This window comes from Streptomyces sp. CA-106110, from assembly GCF_050936285.1.
GTDB lineage: Bacteria > Actinomycetota > Actinomycetes > Streptomycetales > Streptomycetaceae > Streptomyces.
In genome coordinates this window covers 1,610,320-1,631,655 of sequence record NZ_JBNJNB010000001.1, presented here as the reverse complement: position 1 = coordinate 1,631,655, position 21,336 = coordinate 1,610,320, and the positions used below count along the sequence as shown (strand labels likewise).

Annotated in this window: 23 protein-coding genes and 2 pseudogenes; 11 read left to right on the top strand and 14 right to left on the bottom strand. The window is 70.8% G+C overall.

Features of this window, described 5'->3' with window-relative positions; genetic code table 11:
• Positions 1–46: 46 nt before the first annotated feature.
• The gene (locus ACQEXA_RS07615) at positions 47–949 is read right to left on the bottom strand and encodes a LysR family transcriptional regulator (protein ID WP_433129151.1); all 903 of its coding nucleotides are present in this window, start codon (positions 947–949) and stop codon (positions 47–49) included.
• A 110-nt stretch (positions 950–1,059) separates the two neighbouring features.
• On the opposite strand from ACQEXA_RS07615, the gene mgrA reads away from it, so the two are divergent.
• Positions 1,060–2,049 (top strand): L-glyceraldehyde 3-phosphate reductase, encoded by a 990-nt coding sequence (gene mgrA / locus ACQEXA_RS07610; RefSeq protein WP_432935891.1) that lies wholly within the window; start codon positions 1,060–1,062, stop codon positions 2,047–2,049.
• A gap of 405 nt (positions 2,050–2,454) precedes the next feature.
• Positions 2,455–2,556 (top strand): annotated as a pseudogene (locus ACQEXA_RS07605) (AraC family transcriptional regulator); the annotation flags it as partial.
• On the opposite strand, the gene ACQEXA_RS07600 reads toward ACQEXA_RS07605, so the two are convergent.
• Positions 2,546–2,833, bottom strand: a complete 288-nt coding sequence (locus ACQEXA_RS07600; RefSeq protein ID WP_432935893.1) for a DUF1905 domain-containing protein — start codon at positions 2,831–2,833, stop codon at positions 2,546–2,548. The pseudogene ACQEXA_RS07605 and the gene ACQEXA_RS07600 overlap by 11 nt on opposite strands.
• A 239-nt stretch (positions 2,834–3,072) precedes the next feature.
• On the opposite strand from ACQEXA_RS07600, the gene ACQEXA_RS07595 reads away from it, so the two are divergent.
• Positions 3,073–5,622, top strand: a complete 2,550-nt coding sequence (locus ACQEXA_RS07595; protein WP_432935895.1) for an ATP-dependent Clp protease ATP-binding subunit — start codon at positions 3,073–3,075, stop codon at positions 5,620–5,622.
• A gap of 117 nt (positions 5,623–5,739) precedes the next feature.
• On the opposite strand, the gene ACQEXA_RS07590 is transcribed toward ACQEXA_RS07595, so the two are convergent.
• Positions 5,740–6,144: a nuclear transport factor 2 family protein gene (locus ACQEXA_RS07590; protein WP_432935898.1), complete on the bottom strand. Its 405-nt coding sequence runs from the start codon at positions 6,142–6,144 to the stop codon at positions 5,740–5,742.
• Positions 6,145–6,519: 375 nt separating this feature from the next.
• Between ACQEXA_RS07590 and ACQEXA_RS07585 the strand changes: the two genes are divergently transcribed.
• Complete coding sequence (locus ACQEXA_RS07585; protein ID WP_432935900.1) at positions 6,520–6,930, top strand: hypothetical protein; 411 nt, start codon at positions 6,520–6,522, stop codon at positions 6,928–6,930.
• Between the two features lie 27 nt (positions 6,931–6,957).
• Here the strand turns inward: ACQEXA_RS07585 and ACQEXA_RS07580 are convergent, their stop codons facing one another.
• The 4 genes and pseudogenes from ACQEXA_RS07580 to ACQEXA_RS07565 all read right to left on the bottom strand — a co-directional run bounded on the left by ACQEXA_RS07580 (position 6,958) and on the right by ACQEXA_RS07565 (position 9,390).
• On the bottom strand, positions 6,958–8,244 hold the full coding sequence (locus ACQEXA_RS07580) for a streptophobe family protein (protein WP_433129149.1): 1,287 nt from the start codon (positions 8,242–8,244) through the stop codon (positions 6,958–6,960).
• A gap of 151 nt (positions 8,245–8,395) precedes the next feature.
• Positions 8,396–8,527 (bottom strand): annotated as a pseudogene (locus ACQEXA_RS07575) (LysR family transcriptional regulator); the annotation flags it as partial.
• 111 nt (positions 8,528–8,638) lie between these two features.
• The gene (locus ACQEXA_RS07570; protein WP_433129147.1) at positions 8,639–9,247 is read right to left on the bottom strand and encodes a PRC-barrel domain-containing protein; all 609 of its coding nucleotides are present in this window, start codon (positions 9,245–9,247) and stop codon (positions 8,639–8,641) included.
• Positions 9,244–9,390: a hypothetical protein gene (locus tag ACQEXA_RS07565; RefSeq protein ID WP_432935906.1), complete on the bottom strand. Its 147-nt coding sequence runs from the start codon at positions 9,388–9,390 to the stop codon at positions 9,244–9,246. The genes ACQEXA_RS07570 and ACQEXA_RS07565 overlap by 4 nt, the downstream gene beginning before the upstream one ends.
• Positions 9,391–9,616: 226 nt before the next feature.
• Here ACQEXA_RS07565 and ACQEXA_RS07560 point away from each other — a divergent pair, with 226 nt between their 5' ends.
• The gene (locus ACQEXA_RS07560) at positions 9,617–10,069 is read left to right on the top strand and encodes an ATP-binding protein (protein ID WP_432935909.1); all 453 of its coding nucleotides are present in this window, start codon (positions 9,617–9,619) and stop codon (positions 10,067–10,069) included.
• Positions 10,070–10,141: 72 nt separating this feature from the next.
• On the opposite strand, the gene ACQEXA_RS07555 is transcribed toward ACQEXA_RS07560, so the two are convergent.
• From ACQEXA_RS07555 to ACQEXA_RS07545, 3 genes are all read right to left on the bottom strand, one after another.
• Entirely contained in the window at positions 10,142–11,029 is an 888-nt protein-coding gene (locus ACQEXA_RS07555) for an RNA polymerase sigma factor SigF (protein ID WP_433134481.1), read from the bottom strand.
• A gap of 344 nt (positions 11,030–11,373) precedes the next feature.
• Positions 11,374–12,303 carry a transposase family protein gene (locus ACQEXA_RS07550; RefSeq protein ID WP_433129145.1) on the bottom strand — a complete coding sequence of 310 codons (930 nt, stop codon included), beginning with the start codon at positions 12,301–12,303 and terminating at the stop codon, positions 11,374–11,376.
• A 79-nt stretch (positions 12,304–12,382) separates the two neighbouring features.
• Positions 12,383–13,276 (bottom strand): IS982 family transposase, encoded by an 894-nt coding sequence (locus ACQEXA_RS07545; RefSeq protein ID WP_433129143.1) that lies wholly within the window; start codon positions 13,274–13,276, stop codon positions 12,383–12,385.
• 76 nt (positions 13,277–13,352) lie between these two features.
• On the opposite strand from ACQEXA_RS07545, the gene ACQEXA_RS07540 reads away from it, so the two are divergent.
• On the top strand, positions 13,353–13,784 hold the full coding sequence (locus tag ACQEXA_RS07540) for a helix-turn-helix domain-containing protein (protein WP_432935913.1): 432 nt from the start codon (positions 13,353–13,355) through the stop codon (positions 13,782–13,784).
• Positions 13,785–13,806: 22 nt separating this feature from the next.
• Here the strand turns inward: ACQEXA_RS07540 and ACQEXA_RS07535 are convergent, their stop codons facing one another.
• The 3 genes from ACQEXA_RS07535 to ACQEXA_RS07525 all read right to left on the bottom strand — a co-directional run bounded on the left by ACQEXA_RS07535 (position 13,807) and on the right by ACQEXA_RS07525 (position 16,373).
• Positions 13,807–14,409 carry a ClpP family protease gene (locus tag ACQEXA_RS07535; protein WP_432935915.1) on the bottom strand — a complete coding sequence of 201 codons (603 nt, stop codon included), beginning with the start codon at positions 14,407–14,409 and terminating at the stop codon, positions 13,807–13,809.
• A gap of 1 nt (position 14,410) precedes the next feature.
• Positions 14,411–15,058, bottom strand: a complete 648-nt coding sequence (locus ACQEXA_RS07530) for a ClpP family protease (protein WP_432935918.1) — start codon at positions 15,056–15,058, stop codon at positions 14,411–14,413.
• Between the two features lie 112 nt (positions 15,059–15,170).
• On the bottom strand, positions 15,171–16,373 hold the full coding sequence (locus tag ACQEXA_RS07525) for an epoxide hydrolase family protein (RefSeq protein WP_432935920.1): 1,203 nt from the start codon (positions 16,371–16,373) through the stop codon (positions 15,171–15,173).
• A 122-nt stretch (positions 16,374–16,495) separates the two neighbouring features.
• Here ACQEXA_RS07525 and ACQEXA_RS07520 point away from each other — a divergent pair, with 122 nt between their 5' ends.
• The 3 genes from ACQEXA_RS07520 to ACQEXA_RS07510 all read left to right on the top strand — a co-directional run bounded on the left by ACQEXA_RS07520 (position 16,496) and on the right by ACQEXA_RS07510 (position 18,706).
• Entirely contained in the window at positions 16,496–16,978 is a 483-nt protein-coding gene (locus ACQEXA_RS07520) for a VOC family protein (protein ID WP_433129141.1), read from the top strand.
• 178 nt (positions 16,979–17,156) lie between these two features.
• Complete coding sequence (locus ACQEXA_RS07515; RefSeq protein WP_433129139.1) at positions 17,157–17,510, top strand: hypothetical protein; 354 nt, start codon at positions 17,157–17,159, stop codon at positions 17,508–17,510.
• Entirely contained in the window at positions 17,435–18,706 is a 1,272-nt protein-coding gene (locus ACQEXA_RS07510) for a bifunctional phosphatase PAP2/diacylglycerol kinase family protein (protein ID WP_433129137.1), read from the top strand. Before ACQEXA_RS07515 ends, ACQEXA_RS07510 begins: the two co-directional genes overlap by 76 nt.
• A gap of 48 nt (positions 18,707–18,754) precedes the next feature.
• Here the strand turns inward: ACQEXA_RS07510 and ACQEXA_RS07505 are convergent, their stop codons facing one another.
• Positions 18,755–20,254 carry an MFS transporter gene (locus tag ACQEXA_RS07505; RefSeq protein ID WP_432935928.1) on the bottom strand — a complete coding sequence of 500 codons (1,500 nt, stop codon included), beginning with the start codon at positions 20,252–20,254 and terminating at the stop codon, positions 18,755–18,757.
• A 203-nt stretch (positions 20,255–20,457) separates the two neighbouring features.
• On the opposite strand from ACQEXA_RS07505, the gene ACQEXA_RS07500 reads away from it, so the two are divergent.
• Entirely contained in the window at positions 20,458–20,799 is a 342-nt protein-coding gene (locus ACQEXA_RS07500) for an ArsR/SmtB family transcription factor (RefSeq protein WP_359406536.1), read from the top strand.
• A gap of 5 nt (positions 20,800–20,804) precedes the next feature.
• Positions 20,805–21,335 carry an SRPBCC family protein gene (locus tag ACQEXA_RS07495; protein WP_432935932.1) on the top strand — a complete coding sequence of 177 codons (531 nt, stop codon included), beginning with the start codon at positions 20,805–20,807 and terminating at the stop codon, positions 21,333–21,335.
• The last annotated feature ends 1 nt before the right edge of the window (position 21,336 follow it).

The following is a 21,336-nucleotide window of genomic DNA, read 5'->3' as shown; positions in this document are numbered from 1 at the left end:
GCGCATCGCGGCCGGCGACGTCAGGCGAACGTGCGCCGCGCGCCGGTCATCCTGCCGCCTCCGGCGCCTCGTGCGCGGCCGCCGTGAGAAGGCCCATCAGCGCCCGGGCCGCAGGGCTCGTCGCCTCGTCCGGCGGCAGCAGGGCGAGGGTCTCGTACAGGGCGTCGCTCTTGACCGGAAGCGACACCAGGGTCGCCGCCTCCCGCTTCTGCCCGAAGTGCCGGGGGACCACGGCGACGCCGAGCCCCTCGTGGACGAGGTCCAGCAGACTGTGCACGTCGTTGACCTCGAGTGTCACGGTCCGCTGGACGCCGGCCTGCGCGAACGCCGCGTCGGTGGTGCGGCGCGGACCCCAGTCGGGGTGGAAGTCGACGAACGCCTCGCCGCCCAGATCTTCGGGGGTCACGGGGCCACCCTCCGCCAGCGGGTGCGACGGGTGGCACAGCACGGTCATCGGCTCGCTGGTCAGCGAAACGGACCGCAGTTGGTCGGTGTCCGTCTGTGTGCGCACGGCGAACGCCAGGTCCAGCCGGCCCGCGGCGACCTCCTCGGCCAGCGCGCCCGACCCCGCCTGCCGCAGCCGGATCTCCACGTCGGGGTGCCGACGGCGGAACGCGGCGAGCAGCCCGGCGACGTTCACCCCGGCGATGCACTGTTCGGTGCCGAGGGACACTGTGCCGCGCAGCACGCCCTGGACGGCGGCCACCGCCTCGTGGGCCGCACGCACCTGGGCCAGGATCCGCTCGGCCTCCACCAGCAGGGCACGGCCCGCCTCCGTGAGCGTGACGCTGCGGGTGGTGCGTACGAACAGCGGGGCCTGAAGCTCCCGCTCGAGGGCGCGGACCGACGCGGACAGGCCCGACTGCGACACCATCAGGCGTTCCGCTGCCCGAGTGAAGTGCCGGTCCTCGGCGACGGCGACGAAGTGCTGTAGATGGCGCAATTCCATGATTGAGAAGCGTAGACGCTGAATTCCATCCGGTTCCTCTGTTGGACCGCCGGTGCGAGGGCGGGCGAGAGTGGACCGCGTCATCGAGGAACGCCATCCTGGAGTGCACGTTGTACACGGCAGATCCCGCCCGTTACGAGGCCATGCCCTACCGCCGCACCGGACGCAGCGGCCTGCAGTTGCCCGCGCTGTCCCTCGGTCTGTGGCACAACTTCGGCCCTGACCGTCCGGTGGAGATCCAGCGGCAGATTCTGCGCCGCGCCTTCGACCTCGGGGTCACGCACTTCGACCTGGCGAACAACTACGGCCCGCCGCCCGGCGCCGCCGAGTGCGCACTCGGCGACGCCCTGAAGGCGGACTTCGCGCCCTACCGCGACGAGCTGGTGATCTCCACCAAGGCCGGTTACCTGATGTGGCCCGGCCCGTACGGTGAGTGGGGATCCCGCAAGTACCTGCTGTCGTCCCTCGACCAGAGCCTGAAGCGGATGGGTCTGGACTACGTCGACATCTTCTACTCGCACCGCCCCGACCCGCAGACTCCGCTCGAGGAGACGATGGGCGCCCTGCACTCGGCGGTCCAGCAGGGCAAGGCGCTCTACGTGGGCGTGTCCAACTACTCGCCCGAGGAGACCCGCGAGGCGGCCCGCATCCTCGCCGAACTGGGCACCCCGCTGCTGATCCACCAGCCGCGCTACTCGATGCTCGACCGCCGCCCCGAGGACGGGCTGCTGGACACGCTCGACGAGGTCCAGGCCGGCTCTATCGCCTACTCGCCACTGGAGCAGGGGCTGCTGACCGACCGCTACCTCGACGGCATCCCGGAGGGGTCCCGGGCTGCGAGCGGCAGCCCGTCCCTGACCGCCGAGTCGCTCACCGAGGACCTGGTGGGTCAGCTGCGTGCGCTCGACGGGATCGCCAGGTCCCGTGGGCAGTCGCTGGCCCAGATGTCCCTGGCCTGGGTGCTGCGCGGCGGCCGGGTGACCTCGGCGCTGGTGGGGGCGAGCAGCCCGCGGCAGCTGGAGGACAGCGTCGCCGCCACCCGCAACCTGGACTTCGACGACGAGGAGCTGGCGCGGATCGACGCGGTCCTCAAGGCGTAGCGCTCCGGGCCTGATCGACCTGCGGCCGCCGCGGGACGATCAGGCCGCCAGGCGTGCAGCGCGGCCATGCCGGCGGCGGCTGGGGCGGTGGCCCCGGCGGCGGCCGGGGGGCCGCGAGGCCATCATTCCGCGATCAATCCGCGTGGCGATCAGTCCGCGAGGCGATCAAACCGTGAGGCGTCCACTCACCTCCCGGAGGCGGGCGGCCGCCTCAGGGTCGACCGCGTAACCAAGAACGCCTGCCGACTCGCCCCGGCCCGCCAGGCCGTCTCGTCCGCCTCGGCCACCAGCGGGCTGATGCCGCAGTTCTCGCAGGAGACGCCGCCCAGCCCCGACCTGCTGCGCGGGCCCTGCCGGAGCTGGTCCGGATGCGGGCCGCCGCGATCGAAGCGCCCGTACTGAGCCGGCTACAGCTCCGAGAGCGCCTTCAGTAACGCGTCCAAGCGCACCGTGGGCGTCGCCCCCGGGCGCTATCGGGACGCTGCGCGGGCGGGCGTCACGGGCTGAGCCGCTCCTCGAGGTGGACGGCCACGGTGTCGCCCTCCTGCTTCCCGATCGCCTTGCGGACATCAGCCTTGACCGGCAGTTTGTGGGTGCCGTCGCCCAGGGCCATGAACGAACTGCGGAAAGGGTGCCCGTCGATCGTGCCGCGCACCTTGACCAGTCCACGCGTCCCGAAGAACTCGACGGACCTCGGCCAAACCACATACGTCCAGCCGCCTTTGGCCTCGCTCCTGCGCAGGACGGCGGTGAACCGCTCGTCCAGTGGCCCGTTCGCGTTCATACGTTCCTCCGCTTCTGACGGTCCTCGTACCCGCATGACCGGCGGGGACGCAAGAACTCATCGGTGGGGAGCCCCGCATGACAGCGCGGCCGAGTACCCCTGCGTATCTTCCTCAATCTCCCCGATGCGTCGATTGCTCAGCGTTTGTCATGCTGTGCGAACTGGCGAAGACTGGGCAAGTAGGGGCAAATCGACTACGGTGATGCGGCCGTGTGTCGCTGCCGGACGGGTGGTCAATCGTGACGATCTCGCCCTTCGGGTCAGGTGACCCGTTCTCCGATCTCTTCAACCGCTTCTTCGGCACGAGCCCGGCCACTTCGCCGCCGGCCGTGCAACGTGTGCCCATCGGACGTCTGCTCAGCGAGTCCGCGCACGAGCTCCTCGCCGCCGCGGGAGCGCGGGCGGCCGAGGACGGCTGCGATCTCGACGCGGTGCACCTGCTGTGGGCCGCCACCCAGGTGCCCGCCGCGCGCCAGGTGCTGCAACAGGCCGGCGCGGATCCCGACCGGCTCGCCGCCGACCTGGAGTCGTCGCTGCCCTCGGGTACCGGCACCGGCGAACCGGCACTCACTCCGGCGGCCAAGCGCGCCCTGCTGGCCGCACATGCCCGCTCCCAGGGGGCCGGTTCCTCCTACATCGGCCCGGAGCACATCCTCTCGGCGCTGCTCGACGACGCTCGCTCCCCGCTCGCCGAGACCCTCCGGTCCGAGGGTGCCTCCCCAGGCGCGCTGAGCGGCGTCGGCCGGCAAGGGCAGGCGCCAGGCGGACATCCCGACACTCCGACGCTCGACGAATACGGGCGCGACCTCACCGACGAGGCGCGCAGCGGGCGGCTCGACCCCGTGATCGGCCGGGCGAGCGAGATCGAGCAGACCGTCGAGGTCCTCTCCCGCCGGACCAAGAACAACCCGGTGCTCATCGGTGATCCGGGCGTCGGCAAGACGGCCATCGTGGAGGGACTGGCCCAGCGCATCGTCGCCGGTGAGGTGCCCAGGACGCTGAAGGACCGCCGGGTGGTCGCGCTCGACATGGCGGGCCTCGTCGCCGGGTCGCAGTATCGCGGTCAGTTCGAGGAACGCCTGAAGAAGGTGATCGACGAGGTCACCGAGGCCAAGAAGGGCGTCATTCTCTTCATCGACGAGATGCACCAGGTCGTCGGCGCGGGCGCCACGGGCGAGGGCTCCATGGACGCGGGCAACATCCTCAAGCCCGCGCTCGCACGGGGCGACCTCAGCGTCGTCGGGGCCACCACCCTCGACGAGTACCGCAAGCACATCGAGAAGGACGCGGCGCTCGAACGCCGCTTCCAGCCCGTCATGGTGCCCGAACCCACCGTCGAGGACACGATCGAGATCCTGCGCGGGCTGCGCGACTCCTACGAGGCCCACCACCAAGTCCGCTACATGGACGAGGCGTTGGACGCCGCGGCCAACCTCTCCGACCGCTACATCAGCGACCGCTTCCTGCCCGACAAGGCCATCGACCTGATGGACCAGGCCGGAGCCCGGGTCGCGCTGCGCATGGTCGGCGACACCGAGGCCGTGGAACTGGAGGAGGGCCTCAGCCGGCTGCGGCGGGAGAAGGACGAGGCGGTGAACGCCGAGGACTACGAGCGGGCGAGTGAGATCAAACGGCAGATCGCCGAGGCGGAGCAGCAGCTGTCCGGGATCGGTGAGGGCGGGGTGGCGACGCCTTCCGTCGTCACCGTCGACGACATCGCCGAGGTGCTCTCGGCGCGCACCGGTATCCCGGTCTCCCAGCTGACCGAGACCGAGCGGGAGCGGCTGATGAAGCTGGAGGAGCTCCTGCACGAGCGCGTCATCGGCCAGGACCAGGCGGTCACCGCGGTGGCCCAGGCGGTGCGGCGCGGCCGGGCCGGAATGGGCGATCCCGACCGGCCCACCGGCAGTTTCCTCTTCCTCGGCCCCACCGGAGTCGGCAAGACGGAACTGGCAAAGGCGCTCGCGGAACTCCTTTTCGGTGACCCCGACCGCATGATCCGCTTCGACATGAGCGAGTTCCAGGAGAAGCACACCGTCTCCCGGTTCGTGGGCTCTCCACCCGGCTACGTCGGCTACGAGGAGGCGGGCCAGCTCACCGAGGCGGTGCGCCGCAAGCCGTACAGCGTCGTGCTGTTCGACGAGGTGGAGAAGGCCCACCCGGACGTCTTCAATCTGCTGCTGCAGGTGCTGGACGACGGGCGGCTGACCGACGCCCAGGGGCGCACGGTCGACTTCCGCAACACCGTCGTCATCATGACCAGCAACATCGCCTCCAAGCACATCCTCGACCACACCGGCGACATCGAGGAGATCAGGGACGATCTGATGGCGGAGCTGCACGCGCACTTCCGTCCCGAGTTCCTGAACCGGATCGACGAAGTGATCGTCTTCCACTCGCTGGGCCGCGAGGATCTGGTGCAGATCGTCGATCTGCTCCTCGAGGGGACCCGGCGCCGGCTGCATGCGCAGGGGGTCCGGCTGGAGGTCACCGAGGCGGCCAAGGAGTGGCTGGCCGACCGTGGCTACCAGCCCGAGTTCGGTGCCCGTCCGCTGCGCCGCACCATCCAGTCGGAATTCGACAACCGGCTGTCGAACATGCTGCTGGACGGCACGCTCAACCCGGGCGACACGGTCATCGCCGATGTCGTGAAGGACGAACTGGTCCTGAGTCTCAAGGCGCCGACCGAGGAGGAGAAGGCCGCACGGGACGCGAAGGCCGACGCCCCGGCCGGGCGGGACGAGGAACCGAAGGGCACACGGGACACCGGAGGCGTCGCGGACGCCTAGTCCACCTCCGCTGACGAGTCCGGACCGAGCGGTACCCCGGGTGGCCCGGAGGCCGGCGGACGGTAGCCGGCCTCCGGGCCACCCGGCCCGGTTCCTGGGCTGCGCGGCCCGGTTCTCCTAGGCCACGCCCGGCGGGACGCGGTCGAGGAAGCCGTGGACGGAGCGGATGCGCCCGTCGTCGGCCAGGGCGATCACGTCGAAGCCGGCGACGGGTGCCGAACCGTCCGCCTCGTTCACCAGCTCCCAGGCGAAGCGGGCGATGTCGTGGTGCCCGTCCACCGCGCCGGACAGCCGGAAGGAGAACCCCGGGAACTGCTCATGGGCTCCCGCGATCAGTGCGGTGATCCGCTCGTGCCCGACGACGTCGGCCAGCGGGTCGGTGTACGTTCCGTCCGCGGTCCAGGCGGCGGCGACCGCCTTCGCCAGCGCTTGGGGGTCGGTGGTGTTCCACGCCTCGAAGTAGCGGGCGACGGCGGACTCGTGGTGGTTGCCGGACTGGCGGCGGTCGGTGTCTGCGGACATGGCGGATCAGCCTCCATCGAGGTCGTAGGTGCTGGTCAGAAGCCGGATCCCAGGGCCCGGTGCCCGTCGGGAGCCGATAGCGCAACCATGCCCGGACGCGTCCGGGGCGTCGATTACCTCCGGGGTCAAACGACAGCACCGGGCCCGCCGGCGCCCGCCCCGTTTCGGCCAGCCGCAGCGGTGAATATGCCAGGAGACTGGCCGAAATGGCATGGTGACAGAGTGTCAGGAGTGGCGATACTCGAAGTGACGGGTGACCGGTCACGACTGAGAGAGCGCCACCGCGCCTCGTGTCCGGGACGCCCACGTGCACAGCGAGCGTACGCAAGGCACTACGGGCCGATCCGGCACCGAGCACCGCACTGGGGGACGATCGTGCACGACGAATTCCTGTGCCATGTCACGGCATACGGTATATGCGCCGGTCAACGGGTCGGTGTGCCCTTGGGGACCTATCGCGCGCCCACCCTCGCCCTGGCCCTGTGGTGGATGCGCGGCCGCGCCCTGTGGATCGCCGAACGCCTCGATCCGCACCCCGACAACCCGCTCTTCCCGCCGAACTCCATCGCCCCCGTCGCCGACAGCGTCCCCGACGTGCCGGGCGCACTGCGCAGCTGGTGCGGTGACACCGGTCAACAGGATCTGTTCGCCGATGAGTTGGCGGCCGGACGACTGGCCCGCTTCGCCGTCAGCGACGACACCACGGAGTACGAGCTGCTCGCCGAGTCCATCGACGCGCTGCGGATGCAGCGGTTCGTCCCGGCTCTCTCCACCCCGGCCGCCTGACCCCGCCGCTGACCTCCGCGCGCTGCCCTACGGAACCTCAGACCTCGGACGAACCCGTGTGGCGAGCAGTCCGGCGGCGAACCCCGTCACCAGCCCCCACAGCGCGGCAAGGCCCAGAGCGCTCCACAGCCTCGGTTCGAGGAACAGCACACCGGACAGCCCGCCCCCGAGGTCCCCGATGCCGATCAGTGACAGGCCGTAGTGCGCCGAGATCCGGCAGACGAGACAGATCGTGAGGACGGCCGCCACCAGCGCCAGGGCCATGTGCACGGCATGCCGCCACGGCCGGATCCGGGCCGGTGACCGTGCCGCCATGGCGAACGCCGCACCGACGGTGAGCACGGCGTCGGCGGCCACCAGCCACCACACCCGCCCGTCGTACTGGGCAAGGGAGTGCAGATCGAGCGTCGAGACGTCCGGGGTGCGCAGCACCTGGTCGAGCAGATGCGGCATGGGCAGCCCGAAGGGCCCGTCCACGCGACCGTTCCAGGTGGCGCCCAGTCCGATCGTGAACGCCGGCCAGATCACGTTGGGCAGCGCCAGCAGAACCACGGCGAGCGTCCGGGCGGGGTGCCCGCGCGTCGCCGCCACCACCAGCCCGATCACCACGCCCACGCAGACGCAGGCGAGCAGCAGGACCACCATGGCGTACGCGGCCGGACGCACCGACTCCTGCCGGCGCAGCAACCGGGCCGGGAGCGGGGCACCGCGCGACGCCAGCAGGGCGAGGACGAGCACGCCCGCGAGCCACAGGAACCCGAACAGCAGGGTCGGCGCCAGGTCCGTCGTGTAGCCGATGCTCGGGTTGACGCCGAACAGGTCGCCGATGTCGCCGATGGTCCCGTTGCCCAGCGGGACGGTGAACGTCTGACGTGCCGCCAGCGCGAGCCCGACGAGGGCTGCCAGCCACAGCACGGCGATCCGGGCGGCCCAGCCCACCAGTTCGGACGCGCCGGCCATGGCCCGGTGCCGCAGCGGGCGCAGGAACCCGGTGGCGATCACCAGCGCCCCCGCGAGCGTCACCGACAAGGGCATCGCCGTCAGCCCCGCCCGGGTGTCCGCGAGTGCGCCGGCGTCGCCCGCCAGCCGCACGCTGCCGCCGCCGGCCATGACGACCGTGGCGGCCACCACCCGGGGGAATCCGTTGTCGGGAATGCCGGTGCCGCCCGCCGCCCACAGGCCGAGCGCGGCGAGCACGCCCATGACGATCACCCCGGCCAGCACCGTCACGGCGGCCTGGACCCAGCCGTGCCGGGCGGACGGTGGACTTCCGGTGCGGGCGACGGCCTGGCCGGACGAGGGCGGGGCGCTCACGCTGCCACGCTAGGCACCCCTTCCGTGTTCCGCCTGCCGGGAGAGCCGACCCCATCGACCGCGGCCCGGCACTGTGCCTTTTCCGCAGACGGGGCCGGCCACCGGGGTTCTACTTGCCGACGACGGTCCGAGGGGCACTGGCGCGCGGCAATCCCAGTTCCGCCTCCAACCGGGCCACCTGCTGGCTGAGTGCCGACTGCGCGACATGGCAGCGCTGCGCGGCGCGGGTGAAACTCTGTGTGTCAGCCACTGCGAGGAAGTACGTCAGGTACCGCAGCTCCACGGTTGCCCCGTTCCGTCGGCCGTTGTCGTGGCCGAGCCCAGGACGAGGCGCGCTCCGGCTCACGGACCGCTGTCCTCCCGAGCCTCGCCCTCCTGCTCACCGGGAGCGCCGTCACTGTGCCGGCCCCTTCTCGACGCCGTCCGGCGCGGCCCCGCCGCGCGCCAGGAACGCCTCGAGACGGGCGGCGAACGCGGCGAGGTCGTCGGCTACGAAGTGCACGGCGTCCGAGGGCACCACAAGCGCCCGCCCCGACACGGCGAGCGTCTCGCCCCGCGGCACGAACACCTTGCGCCGGCGTTTGCGCGACCCGGAGACCAGCGCATCGCGCGCATTGATCCGGAAGCCCACCACCCGCCCACTGGCGCCGCCCTCGACGACGACGTCCAGTACGACGCCGATCTCGGTGCCCGCGTCGGTGAGTACCCAGGCACCGAGCACCCTGCCGTGCGAGGCCTCCCGGCGCTCCACCACCGCCGACCGGTCGGCGAGCACCTCCGGGTCGCGGATCATCACGGCGTGCCGGCCGAGCGCGTGGACCGCGGTCCACGGCAGGCTCTTGCACAGCGGTCCGGCCAGCAGACCCCGGCCGCTGAGCGTGAAACCGGTGATCCGGCCCGCCGGACCGTCGAAGACCGTGTCCCTCACCTGGGCGACCGCCTCCCCGCCCAGAGTCACCACGGGACGTCCCGACAGCTCGCGTGCCCCCATCAACTCGTTCATCGCACGCCCCGCCCTCCGGGCCCCCGCTCCCGCCGTACGGTGATCACCGTGCCCGACCGCCGACGCGCCTGCACCCACAGGAACAGCCCGGCCACCAGCACGATCGCCGCCACCACGAGGACCGGCCACACCCACCAGCTCACGGCCACCTCCGCCACCCCGCCCCGGCGGCGTCCCGCCGGGTGTCGTACTCTGCGGGTGCCCCGCACCCACGCGAAGATGCGCCCGCCGGCCCGGCCGGTCGGTCGTCGGCAAGAGGGGCTGTCCGTACGGTGAGTGGGGAACGCGTTGCTGGGTACGAGCACTGGTGCGGTGCCTCTTCCACGAGGTTTCCGCACCGTACGACTCCCGGCATCCGAGAGAGACCGCATGATGGAGTACCTGGACGGAGCAGTGATACCGACTGACTTCGACACGCCCGTTGAACCGCTGCGGCGGGCGGCGCACTACACCGGGGAGCCGGGCTCCATCGCTGAGGCCAGGGCCTTCGGCGAGCTGTTCGTCGAACAGCTCCGGTCCGAATGGTGCGCCGCCATCGACGCGCGGGCGACCGGCGATGTCCTGCTGGTGGTGAGCGAGCTGGTCACCAACGCACAGCGGCACAGCCACGGCCCGTACATCCTTGAGCTGGAGGGCACCGACACGGTCGTCACCGTCGCCGTGTACGACAGCAGCAACACACTGCCCCTGCGTTTTCCGAAGGACCCCGGGCGGATCGGCCGGCACGGCCTGGAGATCGTCCATGCGCTGGCGGACCACGTCGCGTGCGAACGGGTCCCGGTCGGCAAGTGCGTCAAGGCCGTGGTGAAGCTGGGGCACTGAGGCACAACAAAGAGCCCGTGGGTCCGAGGAGCCCACGGGCTCTTTCGCGCCGCCGTCCGGGCGCCCCGTCCGTCAGGTGGCGTCCACCCGCTTCACGTCGTCCAGCATTCCGCTCCGCAACTGCTCGATGATCCGCTTGATCAGCCGGGAGACATGCATCTGCGAGCAGCCGAGGCGGGCGCCGATGTCGGCCTGTGTGGCCTCTTCCACGAAGCGCATGTGGATGATCGTCCGGTCGCGTTCGCTCAGCTCGGCCACCAGGGGAGCCAGGGTGTGGAAGTCCTCGACGAGGCGCATGCCGTCGTCCTCCTCACCGATGAAATCGGCGAGGACGGCCTCTCCGTCCTGCTCGTCGCTGGCCAGCGTGGCGTCCAGTGAAGAGGAGTTGTAGCCGTTGGCCGCGATCTGCGCCTCGACCACCTCGTCCTCGGAGAGGTTCATCAGCGCGGCCAGTTCGGCGACGGAGGGCTCGCGGTCGAGGCGGGTCGCGAGCTCCTCGCGCGCCTTGGCCAGCTCGACCCGCAACTCCTGCAGACGCCGGGGCACATGGACGGCCCAGGTCGTGTCGCGGAAGAACCGCTTGATCTCGCCGACGATGTAAGGGACGGCGAAGGAGGTGAACTCCACCTCCCGGGAGATCTCGAACCGGTCGATGGCCTTGATGAGCCCGATCATGCCGACCTGGACGATGTCCTCCATGTCGTCGCTGCGGTTGCGGAACCGTCCGGCCGCGAACCGGACCAGCGACATGTTCATCTCGATCAGCGTGTTGCGCGCGTACTGGTAGTCGTGCGTGCCCTCTTCCAGTGTGCTCAGGCGCTGGAAGAACTGGCGGGACAGTTCCCGGGCGTCGCGAGGAGCCACGGTCCTCGGATCCGTGACGGTCGGCAGGCTCTCCTCACCAGCCCTGGTGCTGACGCTCTCGTCGGTGACCGTCGACCAGCTCATGGCGGTGTCCATTACCTCTCCCACGAAACTCACTGTTGGGCCTCTCGGCGTTGTCCAAGCGTCGTGCTTCCGCGCATACCCCCATCTCGACACCTCATGTACGCATGCGGCGAAGAAGCCTGTGGCGCGGCTCTCGCGGGCCGGGTGGGGACGCCGTGCCGGAGCCGGTGCGCAAGACGGAAAGCGCGCAGGCCGGACGCGGACTTCGACGGTGCCGCGCCGCCCTGGCGGCGTGGGATTCACCCAGGGCAGAACGCGGCTCCCTTCCCAGGGCACCCCGGATCCCTAGACGAGTAACGAGTTGGTGCGCGATTGAGGTCGGGTCGTGTTGGCCTGGCGGGTTGGCTGGTGGATGATCACCGCTCGGCGGTGCGGTCGGAGACCAGGCTGGCGATGGCCAGGTGGGTCTCGTCGTAGTACTCGCGGCGTCCGATCCAGCGCTGGAGGGACCGCCACTGCTTGTGCTCGGCGTTGGCGTGCTCGACTGGAATCCGCTCGGAGGACTGCTTCTTGCGAGCGGCCTCCCAGACAGCTACTTCTTCGGGCGGGGAATCCTTCTTCGACTTCAGCGGCGGGGCTTCGACCTGGTTGGGAAACTGTTTGGCCAGGCCTCGGTATCCGGCGTCCACCTTGGCCTTCACCTGGGGGAACTGCTCGAACAGGTCCGAGATGCCTTCGGTCTTCAGCGCGGTCTGATCGTGCATACGGCCGGGCCGGAAGGCCCCGGTCCACAGGGTGCGGCCCTTCTCGTCGCTGATGACGCTGGCCTTCTTGGTGTTCTGCTTCATCTTGCCGGAGACGAACGCCCGGCGGCCGGGCTTGTTCGCCCGGGGGCGGCGTACACGGACCTCGGTACCGTCGATCCGCAGTTCCACACCGTGGGAGGCGGCGTAGGCGAAGACATCAGCCAGGGAGCGAAGCCGCAGGTCGGGGCCATCGGGGATAGCGAAACCGCGGGCGGCGAGCAGGGGGCGTACCTCGTGAACGGCGCGGGTGATCGTGGAGCGGTCCACGCCGTAGAACACGGCGAGGGCGGCGTGCGGGAGTTGGAAGCGCAGGACGACCAGGGTGGCAATGACCCGGTCGGTGAAGACCAGTTCGTGGTCGGGGCCGGCTCCTGCGGCGCGCTGCCGGTCGTGGCCTCGGCGTTCGCGCAGCCGGGACTCCTCACGGGCCGTCCACGGGTCGGCCAGCTCCACAATCAGCTTGCTTAAGCGGCGGCGCGGGATCCCCGTACAGATACGATGTCTCAAGGCCGTGCGGGCCCATCCTGACGTCACAATCATGATCGTCCCGCACGGCCGTTCGCGTACCTAGGCAGGGGGTGTCAGCTATCGCGCACCAAGCCGTAAGTCCGAAGCCCGGTCAATGGTCGTAGGCGATCAGTGATCGGGTGACCGGGGCCCCGGTTTGGGTGTTGTGCCAGATGGCGGCGGCCATGGCGAGGATGCGTTGAGCGACGCGGATCGCGACGCCCGCGCAGCTGCGTCCACCGTGCTGTTCCAGGTCGAGTTGGCCCTTGAGGGTGTCGTTGACCGACTCGATGAGCTGCCGGACCTTCTTGAGCATCGGTTCGCCGTAGCGGGCCTTCTCGCGCTTGCGCGAGGGTCGCATCAGCGTGATGCCATACCCAGCCAGCAGTTGTTCGAAGTCCTTCCCCGCGAAGCCCTTGTCGGAGATCAGCAGGATGCCGTCGTGTCCGGCCACGACGCCCGCCTCGACCTCCAGCATCGCGGCCAGCACCTCGCGTTCGCCGATCTTCGGGTCCGCCAGCGCCCAGAGGATCGGCATTCCCGAGGGGGTGCACACCAGGTATAACCGCAGGCCCCAAAAGAACCGGGAGTGGCTGGCGCAGTAGCCGTAGCCCGCCCATCCGGCCAGATCCGAGCGTTTCACGGTGGGCCGGGACATCCCACACGGCACTGGTGTGGAGTCGACGATCCAGCAGTCGTCCAGCCAGAAGTCCGAGGACTTCGCAAGCATGCGGATGACTCGCTTGACCAGGCCGAGCGCCGCACGCAGCCGTTTGTTGTAGCCGGACTGCTGCGGCAGATACGGAAACATGCCGTTCAGGTGCTTGCGGGCGTAGCGCAGCCAGTGGGCTTCGGAGGTGAACCCGAGCATCGCCTGGGCGACCGCGACGCACACGAGTTCGGAGTCCGTCAGCACCGGCGGCCTGCCCAGCCATCGCGGTCCTCCCAACTCGTCATCGATCTTCACGTACAGTGCGGTCAAGAGGGTGTTCAGATCTTGCGTCACAACATGATCTTGAACGCCCTCTCCTCATGCCCTCCCACCGGCCCGGACATCGGACTTACTCGTCTAGGCTGGAGGGGTGAGCGATCGTGCCCCGAACGAAGCCCGTGTCATCCCGCTGCGTCCGCAGACCGGCCCGCCCCGCACCGGCGGGACGGACCGGCCGCCGCGGCAGCCGGAGCTGACGCCGCACACCCCGGCCCCCAGGGAGCCCCTGTGGCGCGACCTCCTCGGTGAGGTGCTGCGGCGCGAACGGCTCGCGCAGGAGCGCACGCTCAAGGATGTCGCGGAGGAGGCCCGGATCTCGATGCCCTACCTGTCCGAGGTGGAGCGCGGCCGCAAGGAGGCCTCTTCGGAGGTGCTCGCCGCCGCCGCCCAGGCCCTCGGGCTCGGCCTCGCCGATCTGCTCTCGCGCGCCCAGAGCGAGCTGGCGCGGCCCGCCCGGACACGGGCCGGCCGGGGCCGCACATCGCCGACGGCGCACTACGACGGTCTGTGCCTCGCCGCCTGACCGGGCACCCGGCCCGCCGGCGTCAGACGAGCGCGAGACGCCGGCTCAGCACCTCGTCCGCGAGCCCGTACGCGACGGCCTCCCCGGCGGTGAAGACCTTCTCCCGGTCCATGTCGGCCCGCAGGGCCGCCACTTCGTGACCGGTGTGCCGCGACAGCACCTCCTCCACCTGGGCGCGGATCCGGACCATCTCCTTGGCCTGGAGGCTCAGGTCCGAGACCGTGCCCTGCCGGCCGCCGCTGGCAGGCTGGCCGAGCAGCACCCGGGCGTGCTGGAGCACGAACCGCCGCCCGGGGTCTCCGCCGGCCAGCAGCACCGCCGCCGTGGAAGCGGCCTGCCCGACGCAGAACGTGGAGATCGGCGCTTGCACGAACGTCATCGTGTCGTAGATGGCCATCAGGGAAGTGAACGATCCTCCCGGGGAGTTGATGTAGATCGAGATCTCGTGTTCCGGGTTCGCCGACTCCAGGTGCAGGAGCTGGGCAATGACGACGTTCGCGACGCCGTCGTCGATCTCGGTACCGAGGAAGATGATCCGCTCGGAGAGCAGCCGGCTGAAGACGTCGTACGACCGCTCGCCCTGCGCGGTGCGCTCGACGACGTACGGAACCGTGTACGACCCCATGTCACAACCCCATCCGTCGGCGGGAGGATGCCGGGCGCACGTCGGCGAGCGACTCGACGACCCGGTCCACCATCCCGTACTCCCTGGCCTGTTCCGCGGTGAACCAGCGGTCCCGGTCTCCGTCCCGCGCGATGGTCTCCGGGCTCTGCCCGGTGTGCTCGGCGGTGATCCGCTCGATGGCCTTCTTGGTGTACTCCAGGTTCTCCGCCTGGATCTCGATGTCGGCGGTGGTGCCGCCGATGCCGGCCGACGGCTGGTGCATCATGATCCGCGCGTTCGGCAGCGCGAACCGCTTGCCGGGCGCTCCCACCGTGAGGAGGAACTGGCCCATGCTGGCCGCGAAGCCCATCGCAAGAGTCGACACGTCGTTGGGGATCAGCCGCATGGTGTCGTAGATCGCGAGACCGTCGGTGACCGACCCGCCCGGGCTGTTGATGTACAGGCTGATGTCGCTGCGCGGGTCCTCGGCCGACAGCAGGAGCAGCTGCGCGCACACCCGGTTGGCCGACACCTCGTCCACCTGCGTGCCCAGGATGACGATCCGCTGGGCGAGCAACTGTGCGGCGAGATGGTCGTCGAAGCGGCTGGTCGAGGTCTCGCCCTCCTCCGCGCGGGGCGAGGGCCTGGTGAGTCGGAGCAGTGGAGTCATCGGGTCTCCTTGTCGTGACGCGGGTACGCCGTCGACTCCACTGTCGGCCGCCGGCGACGGCCAGAGGAGATTTCTCTGCCCGCCGCAGATTCGCCACGGGCAGAGCGCGGGCTCAGCCCTTCTCGCGCAGCTGCCGGAAGAAGGCCCGGACGTCGTCCACCAGCAGATCGGGCTCCTCCATCGCGGCGAAGTGCCCACCGCGGTCGTACTCCGTCCAGCGCACGATGTTCTCCGTCCGCTCGGCCTTGTGCCGCAGCGGGACCTGCGGTTCGGCCGGGAAGACGGCGAGCGCGGTCGGGGCGGTGGAGGGCTCGGCGGGCGCGGCGCCCCGGCCCGAGGCATGGGCCCGCTCGTAGTAGATCCGGGACGCGGAACCGGCGGTGCCGGTCAACCAGTACAGCATCACGTCGGTGAGCATCCGGTCCCGGTCGACGGCTTCCTCTGGCAGCTCGGCGCAGTCCGTCCACGCCTTGAACTTCTCGACGATCCAGGAGAGTTGTCCCACCGGCGAGTCGGTGAGCGCATACGCGAGCGTCTGCGGCCGGGTGGAGTGCACGTTCGCATAGCCCGCTTCTTCGCGCTGCCACTCCGACCAGCGGTGCCAGGACGCGAGCGTGCGCTCGCGCTCCTCGGGGCCCAGCGCCGACAGCTCATCGGCGGTCGGCTCGGTGGTCTGCTGCGCCCCCGGCAGCAGGTTCAGATGGACGCCGATCACCCGGTCCGGGTGGACGCGGCCCAGTTCGCGGGAGATCGCCGCGCCCCAGTCCCCGCCCTGCACGCCGAACCGCGGGTAGCCGAGCCGGTCCATCAGCACGGTCCAGGCGTCGGCGATACGGCGCGCCTCCCAGCCGGTGTCCCGGGTGGGCCCGGAGAGTCCGAACCCGGGGATGGACGGCAGGACGACGTGGAACGCGTCCGCCGGGTCCCCGCCGTGGGCGGCCGGGTCGGTCAGCGGACCCACGATGTCCAGGAACTCGACGAACGAGCCCGGCCAGCCGTGGGTGACGACCAAGGGGGTGGCGTCCGGTTCCGGGGACCGGATGTGGGCGAAGTGGACATGTGCCCCGTCGATCTCCGTGGTGAACTGGGGCCACTCGTTCAGCTGCGCCTCGGCGGCCCGCCAGTCGTAGTCGTGGCACCAGTACCGGACGAGTTCTTGCAGATAGTCGCGCGGGACCCCGTACGCCCATCCCACGCCCGGCAGTTCGTCGGGCCAGCGGGTGCGGTCGAGACGGTCGTGCAGGTCGTCGAGGTCGCTCTGGGGGATGGCCAGACGGAAGGGCCGGATGCCGTCGGCGGGCGATGACGTCGTCATGGTGGGGATGCTAGTTCGAGTGCTGGCGGCGCCCCACGCAATAAATCGCCGTCCGGCCGATGAGTTCCGGGGCGGGGATCGGTCGAAACAGGTGACCGCGTTCCACGCTCCAGGAGGTGCCCATGCCCACCGAAGGTTTCACCACATGTCTCTGGTTCGACGGCCAGGCCGAGGAGGCGGCGCACTACTACGTCGCGATCTTCAAGAACTCCAGCATCGGCCGGATCGGCCGTTACACCGAGGCCGGTCCGGGCCCCGCCGGCTCGGTGATCGCCGTCGACTTCGTGGCCAACGGCCAGAAGTTCGTGGCGCTGAACGGCGGCCCGCAGTTCACCTTCAACGAGGCGATCTCCTTCCAGATCCACTGCGCCGACCAGGAGGAGGTCGACCACTACTGGAACAAGCTCGTCGGGGACGGCGGCGAGCCCGGCCCCTGCGGCTGGCTCAAGGACAAGTACGGGGTGTCCTGGCAGGTCATCCCCGACGGGCTGATCGGCATGATCGGCGACCCGGACCACGAGAAGGCGGCCCGTACGACGCGGGCGATGCTCTCGATGGGCAAGCTCGACATCGCCGCCCTGACGAAGGCATACGCGGGGGAGTAGCGGTGGCGCGCGGCGGCCGGCCCACCCGGGACGGGGTGTGCCGGCCGCAGGCCCGGGCCCGGGGCCGGTGGAGGCCCCGGAGGCGCCCGGACGCGTGGCTCGTCCGCCCGGAGCAGTCCGGTCACCGCTTGGCGGCACCCCGGATGCCCGCACGGTCCCGTCCGGGTAGCCCTGGAGCATGCGCATCCTCGGCGAGTTGGACCGACGGCTGTTCACCCGTGTCGCCACCGCCCGGGTGCCCGGCGCCGATCCGGCGCTCATCAGGCTCAGCCACCTCGCCGACCACGGCCGGCTGTGGATGGGCGCGGCGACCGGGCTCGCGGCGCTCGGCGGCCGTAGTGCCCGGCGCGCCGCCCTGCGGGGGATCGGCTCCCTCGCCATCGCCTCGCTCACCGTCAACACCGTCGTCAAGTGGAGCGCCCGGCGTCCCCGCCCCTGCTCGACCCCGTACCGCCGGTGCGCCACCTCACCCGTCAGCCGTGGACCACTTCCTTCCCCTCCGGCCACGCGGCCTCGGCCGCGGCGTTCGTGACGGGGGTCGCCCTCGAGTCCACCCGGTACGGCGCGCTGGTCGCCCCCGTCGGTGCGGCCGTGGCCTTCTCACGGGTCTACGTGGGCGTGCACTACCCGGGGGACGTCCTGGCCGGGGCGGCGATCGGCGCCGGCGCCGCGCTGCTGACCTGCCGGTGGTGGCCGCCGCGCCAGGTGAATCCCGAGCGGGAGCGGCCGCCGGCCCCGGCACCGGCCCTGCCCGACGGCGACGGGCTCGTCGTGTTCGTCAACAGCGGCTCCGGAGCCGGGGCAGCGGCCCCCGCGCTGCCGCCCGCCGTCCTCCTCACCGAACTGCTGCCCCGAGCCGAACTCGTCGAATGCGGCCCGGACGACGACTTCGCCGAACTGCTCGACCGGGCGGTGCGCCGCGCGGTCGAACGGAGCGGTGCGCTCGGCGTGTACGGCGGGGACGGCACCGTCAACGCGGCCGCGCGTGCCGCCGCCGGCAACGGGGTGCCGCTCGCGGTGTTTCCGGGCGGCACCTTCAACCACTTCGCCCTCGACGTCGGCGTGCCCCACCCGGAGGACACCGCGGCCGCGGTCGTCCGCGGTGACGCGGTCGCCGTGGACATCGCGGTGGCCGCCCCACGGTCGGTCCAGGCCCCCGGCACGGAGTCCGTCGAGTTCCTGAACACCTTCAGCATCGGCCTGTACGCCGATCTGGTGCGGATGCGCGAGCGCCTCGAGCGCCGCTGGGGCAAGTGGGCCGCCTCGGCCCTGGCGCTCATGCGGGTGCTGCGCACCGCGACCCCCGTCGAACTGCGGCTCAACGGCCGTCCCAGACGGCTGTGGCTGCTGTTCGCCGGCAACTGCCGCTACGTCCCGGACGGTTTCGCGCCCGCGTTCCGGCCGTGCCTGGACGACGGACTGCTCGATCTGCGGCTGATCGACGGCGGCCACCGCCTGGCCCGTACCCGAGTGGTCCTCTCCGCGATCGCCGGTGCCCTCGGCCGCTCGCCGGTCTACTGCGTCGAACGGGTGGCCTGGGCCCAGGTGGACGACCTCAGGGGCGCGGACACTTTCGCGTACGACGGGGAGCTGGTCGGTGCCACCGGTGACCTGCGGCTGGAGAAGAGGAACCGCGCGCTCGTCGTCTACCGGCCCGCCGCACCGGGCAACGAGATCCTCCAGCAGGCACGACTCGCCGCCGCCGCGGCCCGCTACCAGAACAGATGAGGGGCCGCCGTCTCCCTGCGGACGGCGGCCCCTCGGCCTGTGTGGACCTCACATGTGGATGACGGTGGCGTTCTCGGGCCCGGGCTGCTGCCTGCCGGGGCGGTAGAGCAGGAACGCGACCAGGGTGCCCGCGGCGAACAGGCCCGCCGACCACCAGAAGGCCGTGGTGTAGCTCTCGATGGTCGCCTGGGCACGGACCAGCTTGTCGGTCGGGTTCTTGCCGGCGAGGTAGTCGGTCGCGGCGCTCGCGGCCAGGGTGTTCAGCAGCGCCGTGCCGATCGAACCGCCCACCTGCTGCATCGCGTTGACCGACGCGGAGGCGACACCCGCGTCCTCGGCCGCGACTCCGCCGGTGGCCAGCTGCATGGCGGGCGGCATCACCAAACCCAGGCCCACACCGATCAGGATCAACTGCGGCAGCACCGCGGTCGTGTAGTGCGAGCCGAGCCCGATGCCGGTCAGCCAGGCCATGCCGGCCGTGGCGACGGCGAAGCCCAGCGGGATGACGGCCTTCGGGCCGATCCGCGGCAGCAGCACCGTGGTGCCCAGCTGTGCCGCCACCATCAGCGCCCCGACCATCGGCAGGAACGCCACGCCGGTCTTCGTCGGGCTGAAGCCCAGGTTCAGCTGCAGGTAGTAGGTGAGGAAGAGGAAGACGCCGAACATGCCCGCGCCGGTGATCAGCACCGCGAGGAACGAGGCCGCGCGGTCGCGGTCGAGCAGGACGCGCAGCGGGAGGAGCGGGTGCGGGGCCCGGGTCTGCCACCAGGCGAAGGCCACGAGCAGCAGACCGCCGGCGGTCAGGAAGCCCCAGGTCAGCGGGGAGCCCCAGTGGTGTGTCTCGGCGTTGGAGAAGCCGTAGACCACGGAGAAGAGACCGCCGGCGACCAGGAGCGTGCCGGGTACGTCGAGCTTGGAGTTCCCGGCGTCGCGGTGGTTGCCGAGCAGGATCCAGCCACCCACGAACGCGACCACGGCGATGGCCACGTTCACGTACAGCGTCCAGCGCCAGTCGAGCCCGTCGGTCAGTACGCCGCCGAGCAGCAGCCCTACGGCACCGCCGGCGCCGGCGATCGCGCCGTACACGCTGAAGGCCCTCGCGCGTTCACGGGCGTCCGTGAACGTCGTGTTCAGCAGCGAGAGCGCGGCCGGGGCGAGCAGCGCGCCGAAGACGCCCTGCAGGGCGCGGGCGGTGACCAGCATGCCGAAGCCGGTGGCGGCCCCGCCCAGCGCGGAGGCCGCGGCGAATCCGACGACGCCGACGAGGAACGCGGGCTTGCGTCCGAACAGGTCCGCGATCCGTCCGCCGAGCAGCAGCAAGGAGGCGAACGCCAGAGCGTAGGCGGTGACGATCCACTGCCGGTTGGCGTCGGAGAAGCCCAGGTCCGCCTGGGCGGACGGCAGGGCGATGTTCACGATGGTGGCGTCGAGCACCACCATCAGCTGGGCGATCGCGATGACCGCGAGGATCCACCACCGCTTCGGCGAGGCCGCCGGCGGCGCCTCCACGGCGCCTGCGCGGGCGCCGTCCTTCACCATCTGGGACATCGAGAACCACTCCAGGGAAAGTCGTTCGAGTCAACGGTCTAAACGAAACCGTTTCGTACACATAGCTTAGGCGGGCTCTCTCGAAACGACAACGTTTCGATAGGGGAGTGAGCCGGATCACGTCGTACCTGGCGCCGACGTTCAGGGAGGGGTCGGTCGAACATTCCTTGACAGGAATATAACCGGCGAGGCATATTGGCTCGGTGTCCGATGCCTCTTTGTGGACCGCCCTCGCCGACCCCCATCGGCGGGCCATCGTCGCGCTCCTTCTGGAGCACCCGCGGCCCGTCGGTGAGATCGTCGAGGCGTGCGGTCTCAGCCAGCCGAGCACGTCGAAGCATCTGAAGGTGCTGCGCGAGGCGGGTCTGGTGCGCGTACGACAGGACGCGCAGCGCCGGGTGTACGCGCTCGACCCGGCCCCCATCGCCGCACTCGACGCCTGGCTCGCCCCCTACCGCACGCTCTGGAACACGAGCCTGGACGCGCTGGGGCGGCGCCTGGACGAGACATCGGACGGCACCGACGAACCCTTCCCGGAGGACTGATCCCCATGGCCGCCGAACTCACCGGCACCTACGTCTCCCTCGACGACGGCCGCCCCGCCGTCCGTTTCACCCGCGTCTACGACCACCCGGCCGCACGGGTCTGGCGGTTCGTCACCGACCCCGACGAACTCGCCCAGTGGTTCCCCTCCCGCGCCGAGTTCGACCTGCGCCCGGGCGGGACCGTCCGGTTCAGCGGCGACCCCAACATGCCCGAGTCGACCGGTACGGTCTTGGCCGTGGAGGCGCCGCGGCACCTCTCCTTCGAGTGGGGCGGCGACGAGCTGCACTTCGACCTCGAGGAACTGGACGGTGAACGCACCCGCTTCACGCTGACCAACGTCCTCGGCGCCCAGAACACAGCGGCCCGCAACGGCGCGGGCTGGGAGGTGTGCCTCTCGGCCCTGGACGCCAAGGCCCGCGGCGAACGGTTCGAGGGCCCGCACGCCGGGATGAGCGCCCCCTGGAAGGAGTACTACGAGGGCTACATCCAGGCCGGGATCCCCTCGGGCGCGCCCGTCCCCGGCGCGGACCACTGAC

Coding starts and splice junctions, on each gene's coding strand:
- ACQEXA_RS07615 (WP_433129151.1), bottom strand. CDS start 949: ATGGAATTGCGCCATCTACAGCACTTCGTCGCCGTCGCCGAGGACCGG.
- ACQEXA_RS07600 (WP_432935893.1), bottom strand. CDS start 2,833: ATGAACGCGAACGGGCCACTGGACGAGCGGTTCACCGCCGTCCTGCGC.
- ACQEXA_RS07590 (WP_432935898.1), bottom strand. CDS start 6,144: ATGTCCGCAGACACCGACCGCCGCCAGTCCGGCAACCACCACGAGTCC.
- ACQEXA_RS07570 (WP_433129147.1), bottom strand. CDS start 9,247: ATGAACGAGTTGATGGGGGCACGCGAGCTGTCGGGACGTCCCGTGGTG.
- ACQEXA_RS07560 (WP_432935909.1), top strand. CDS start 9,617: ATGATGGAGTACCTGGACGGAGCAGTGATACCGACTGACTTCGACACG.
- ACQEXA_RS07555 (WP_433134481.1), bottom strand. CDS start 11,029: ATGGACACCGCCATGAGCTGGTCGACGGTCACCGACGAGAGCGTCAGC.
- ACQEXA_RS07550 (WP_433129145.1), bottom strand. CDS start 12,303: ATGATTGTGACGTCAGGATGGGCCCGCACGGCCTTGAGACATCGTATC.
- ACQEXA_RS07535 (WP_432935915.1), bottom strand. CDS start 14,409: ATGGGGTCGTACACGGTTCCGTACGTCGTCGAGCGCACCGCGCAGGGC.
- ACQEXA_RS07530 (WP_432935918.1), bottom strand. CDS start 15,058: ATGACTCCACTGCTCCGACTCACCAGGCCCTCGCCCCGCGCGGAGGAG.
- ACQEXA_RS07525 (WP_432935920.1), bottom strand. CDS start 16,373: ATGACGACGTCATCGCCCGCCGACGGCATCCGGCCCTTCCGTCTGGCC.
- ACQEXA_RS07520 (WP_433129141.1), top strand. CDS start 16,496: ATGCCCACCGAAGGTTTCACCACATGTCTCTGGTTCGACGGCCAGGCC.
- ACQEXA_RS07515 (WP_433129139.1), top strand. CDS start 17,157: ATGCGCATCCTCGGCGAGTTGGACCGACGGCTGTTCACCCGTGTCGCC.
- ACQEXA_RS07505 (WP_432935928.1), bottom strand. CDS start 20,254: ATGTCCCAGATGGTGAAGGACGGCGCCCGCGCAGGCGCCGTGGAGGCG.
- ACQEXA_RS07495 (WP_432935932.1), top strand. CDS start 20,805: ATGGCCGCCGAACTCACCGGCACCTACGTCTCCCTCGACGACGGCCGC.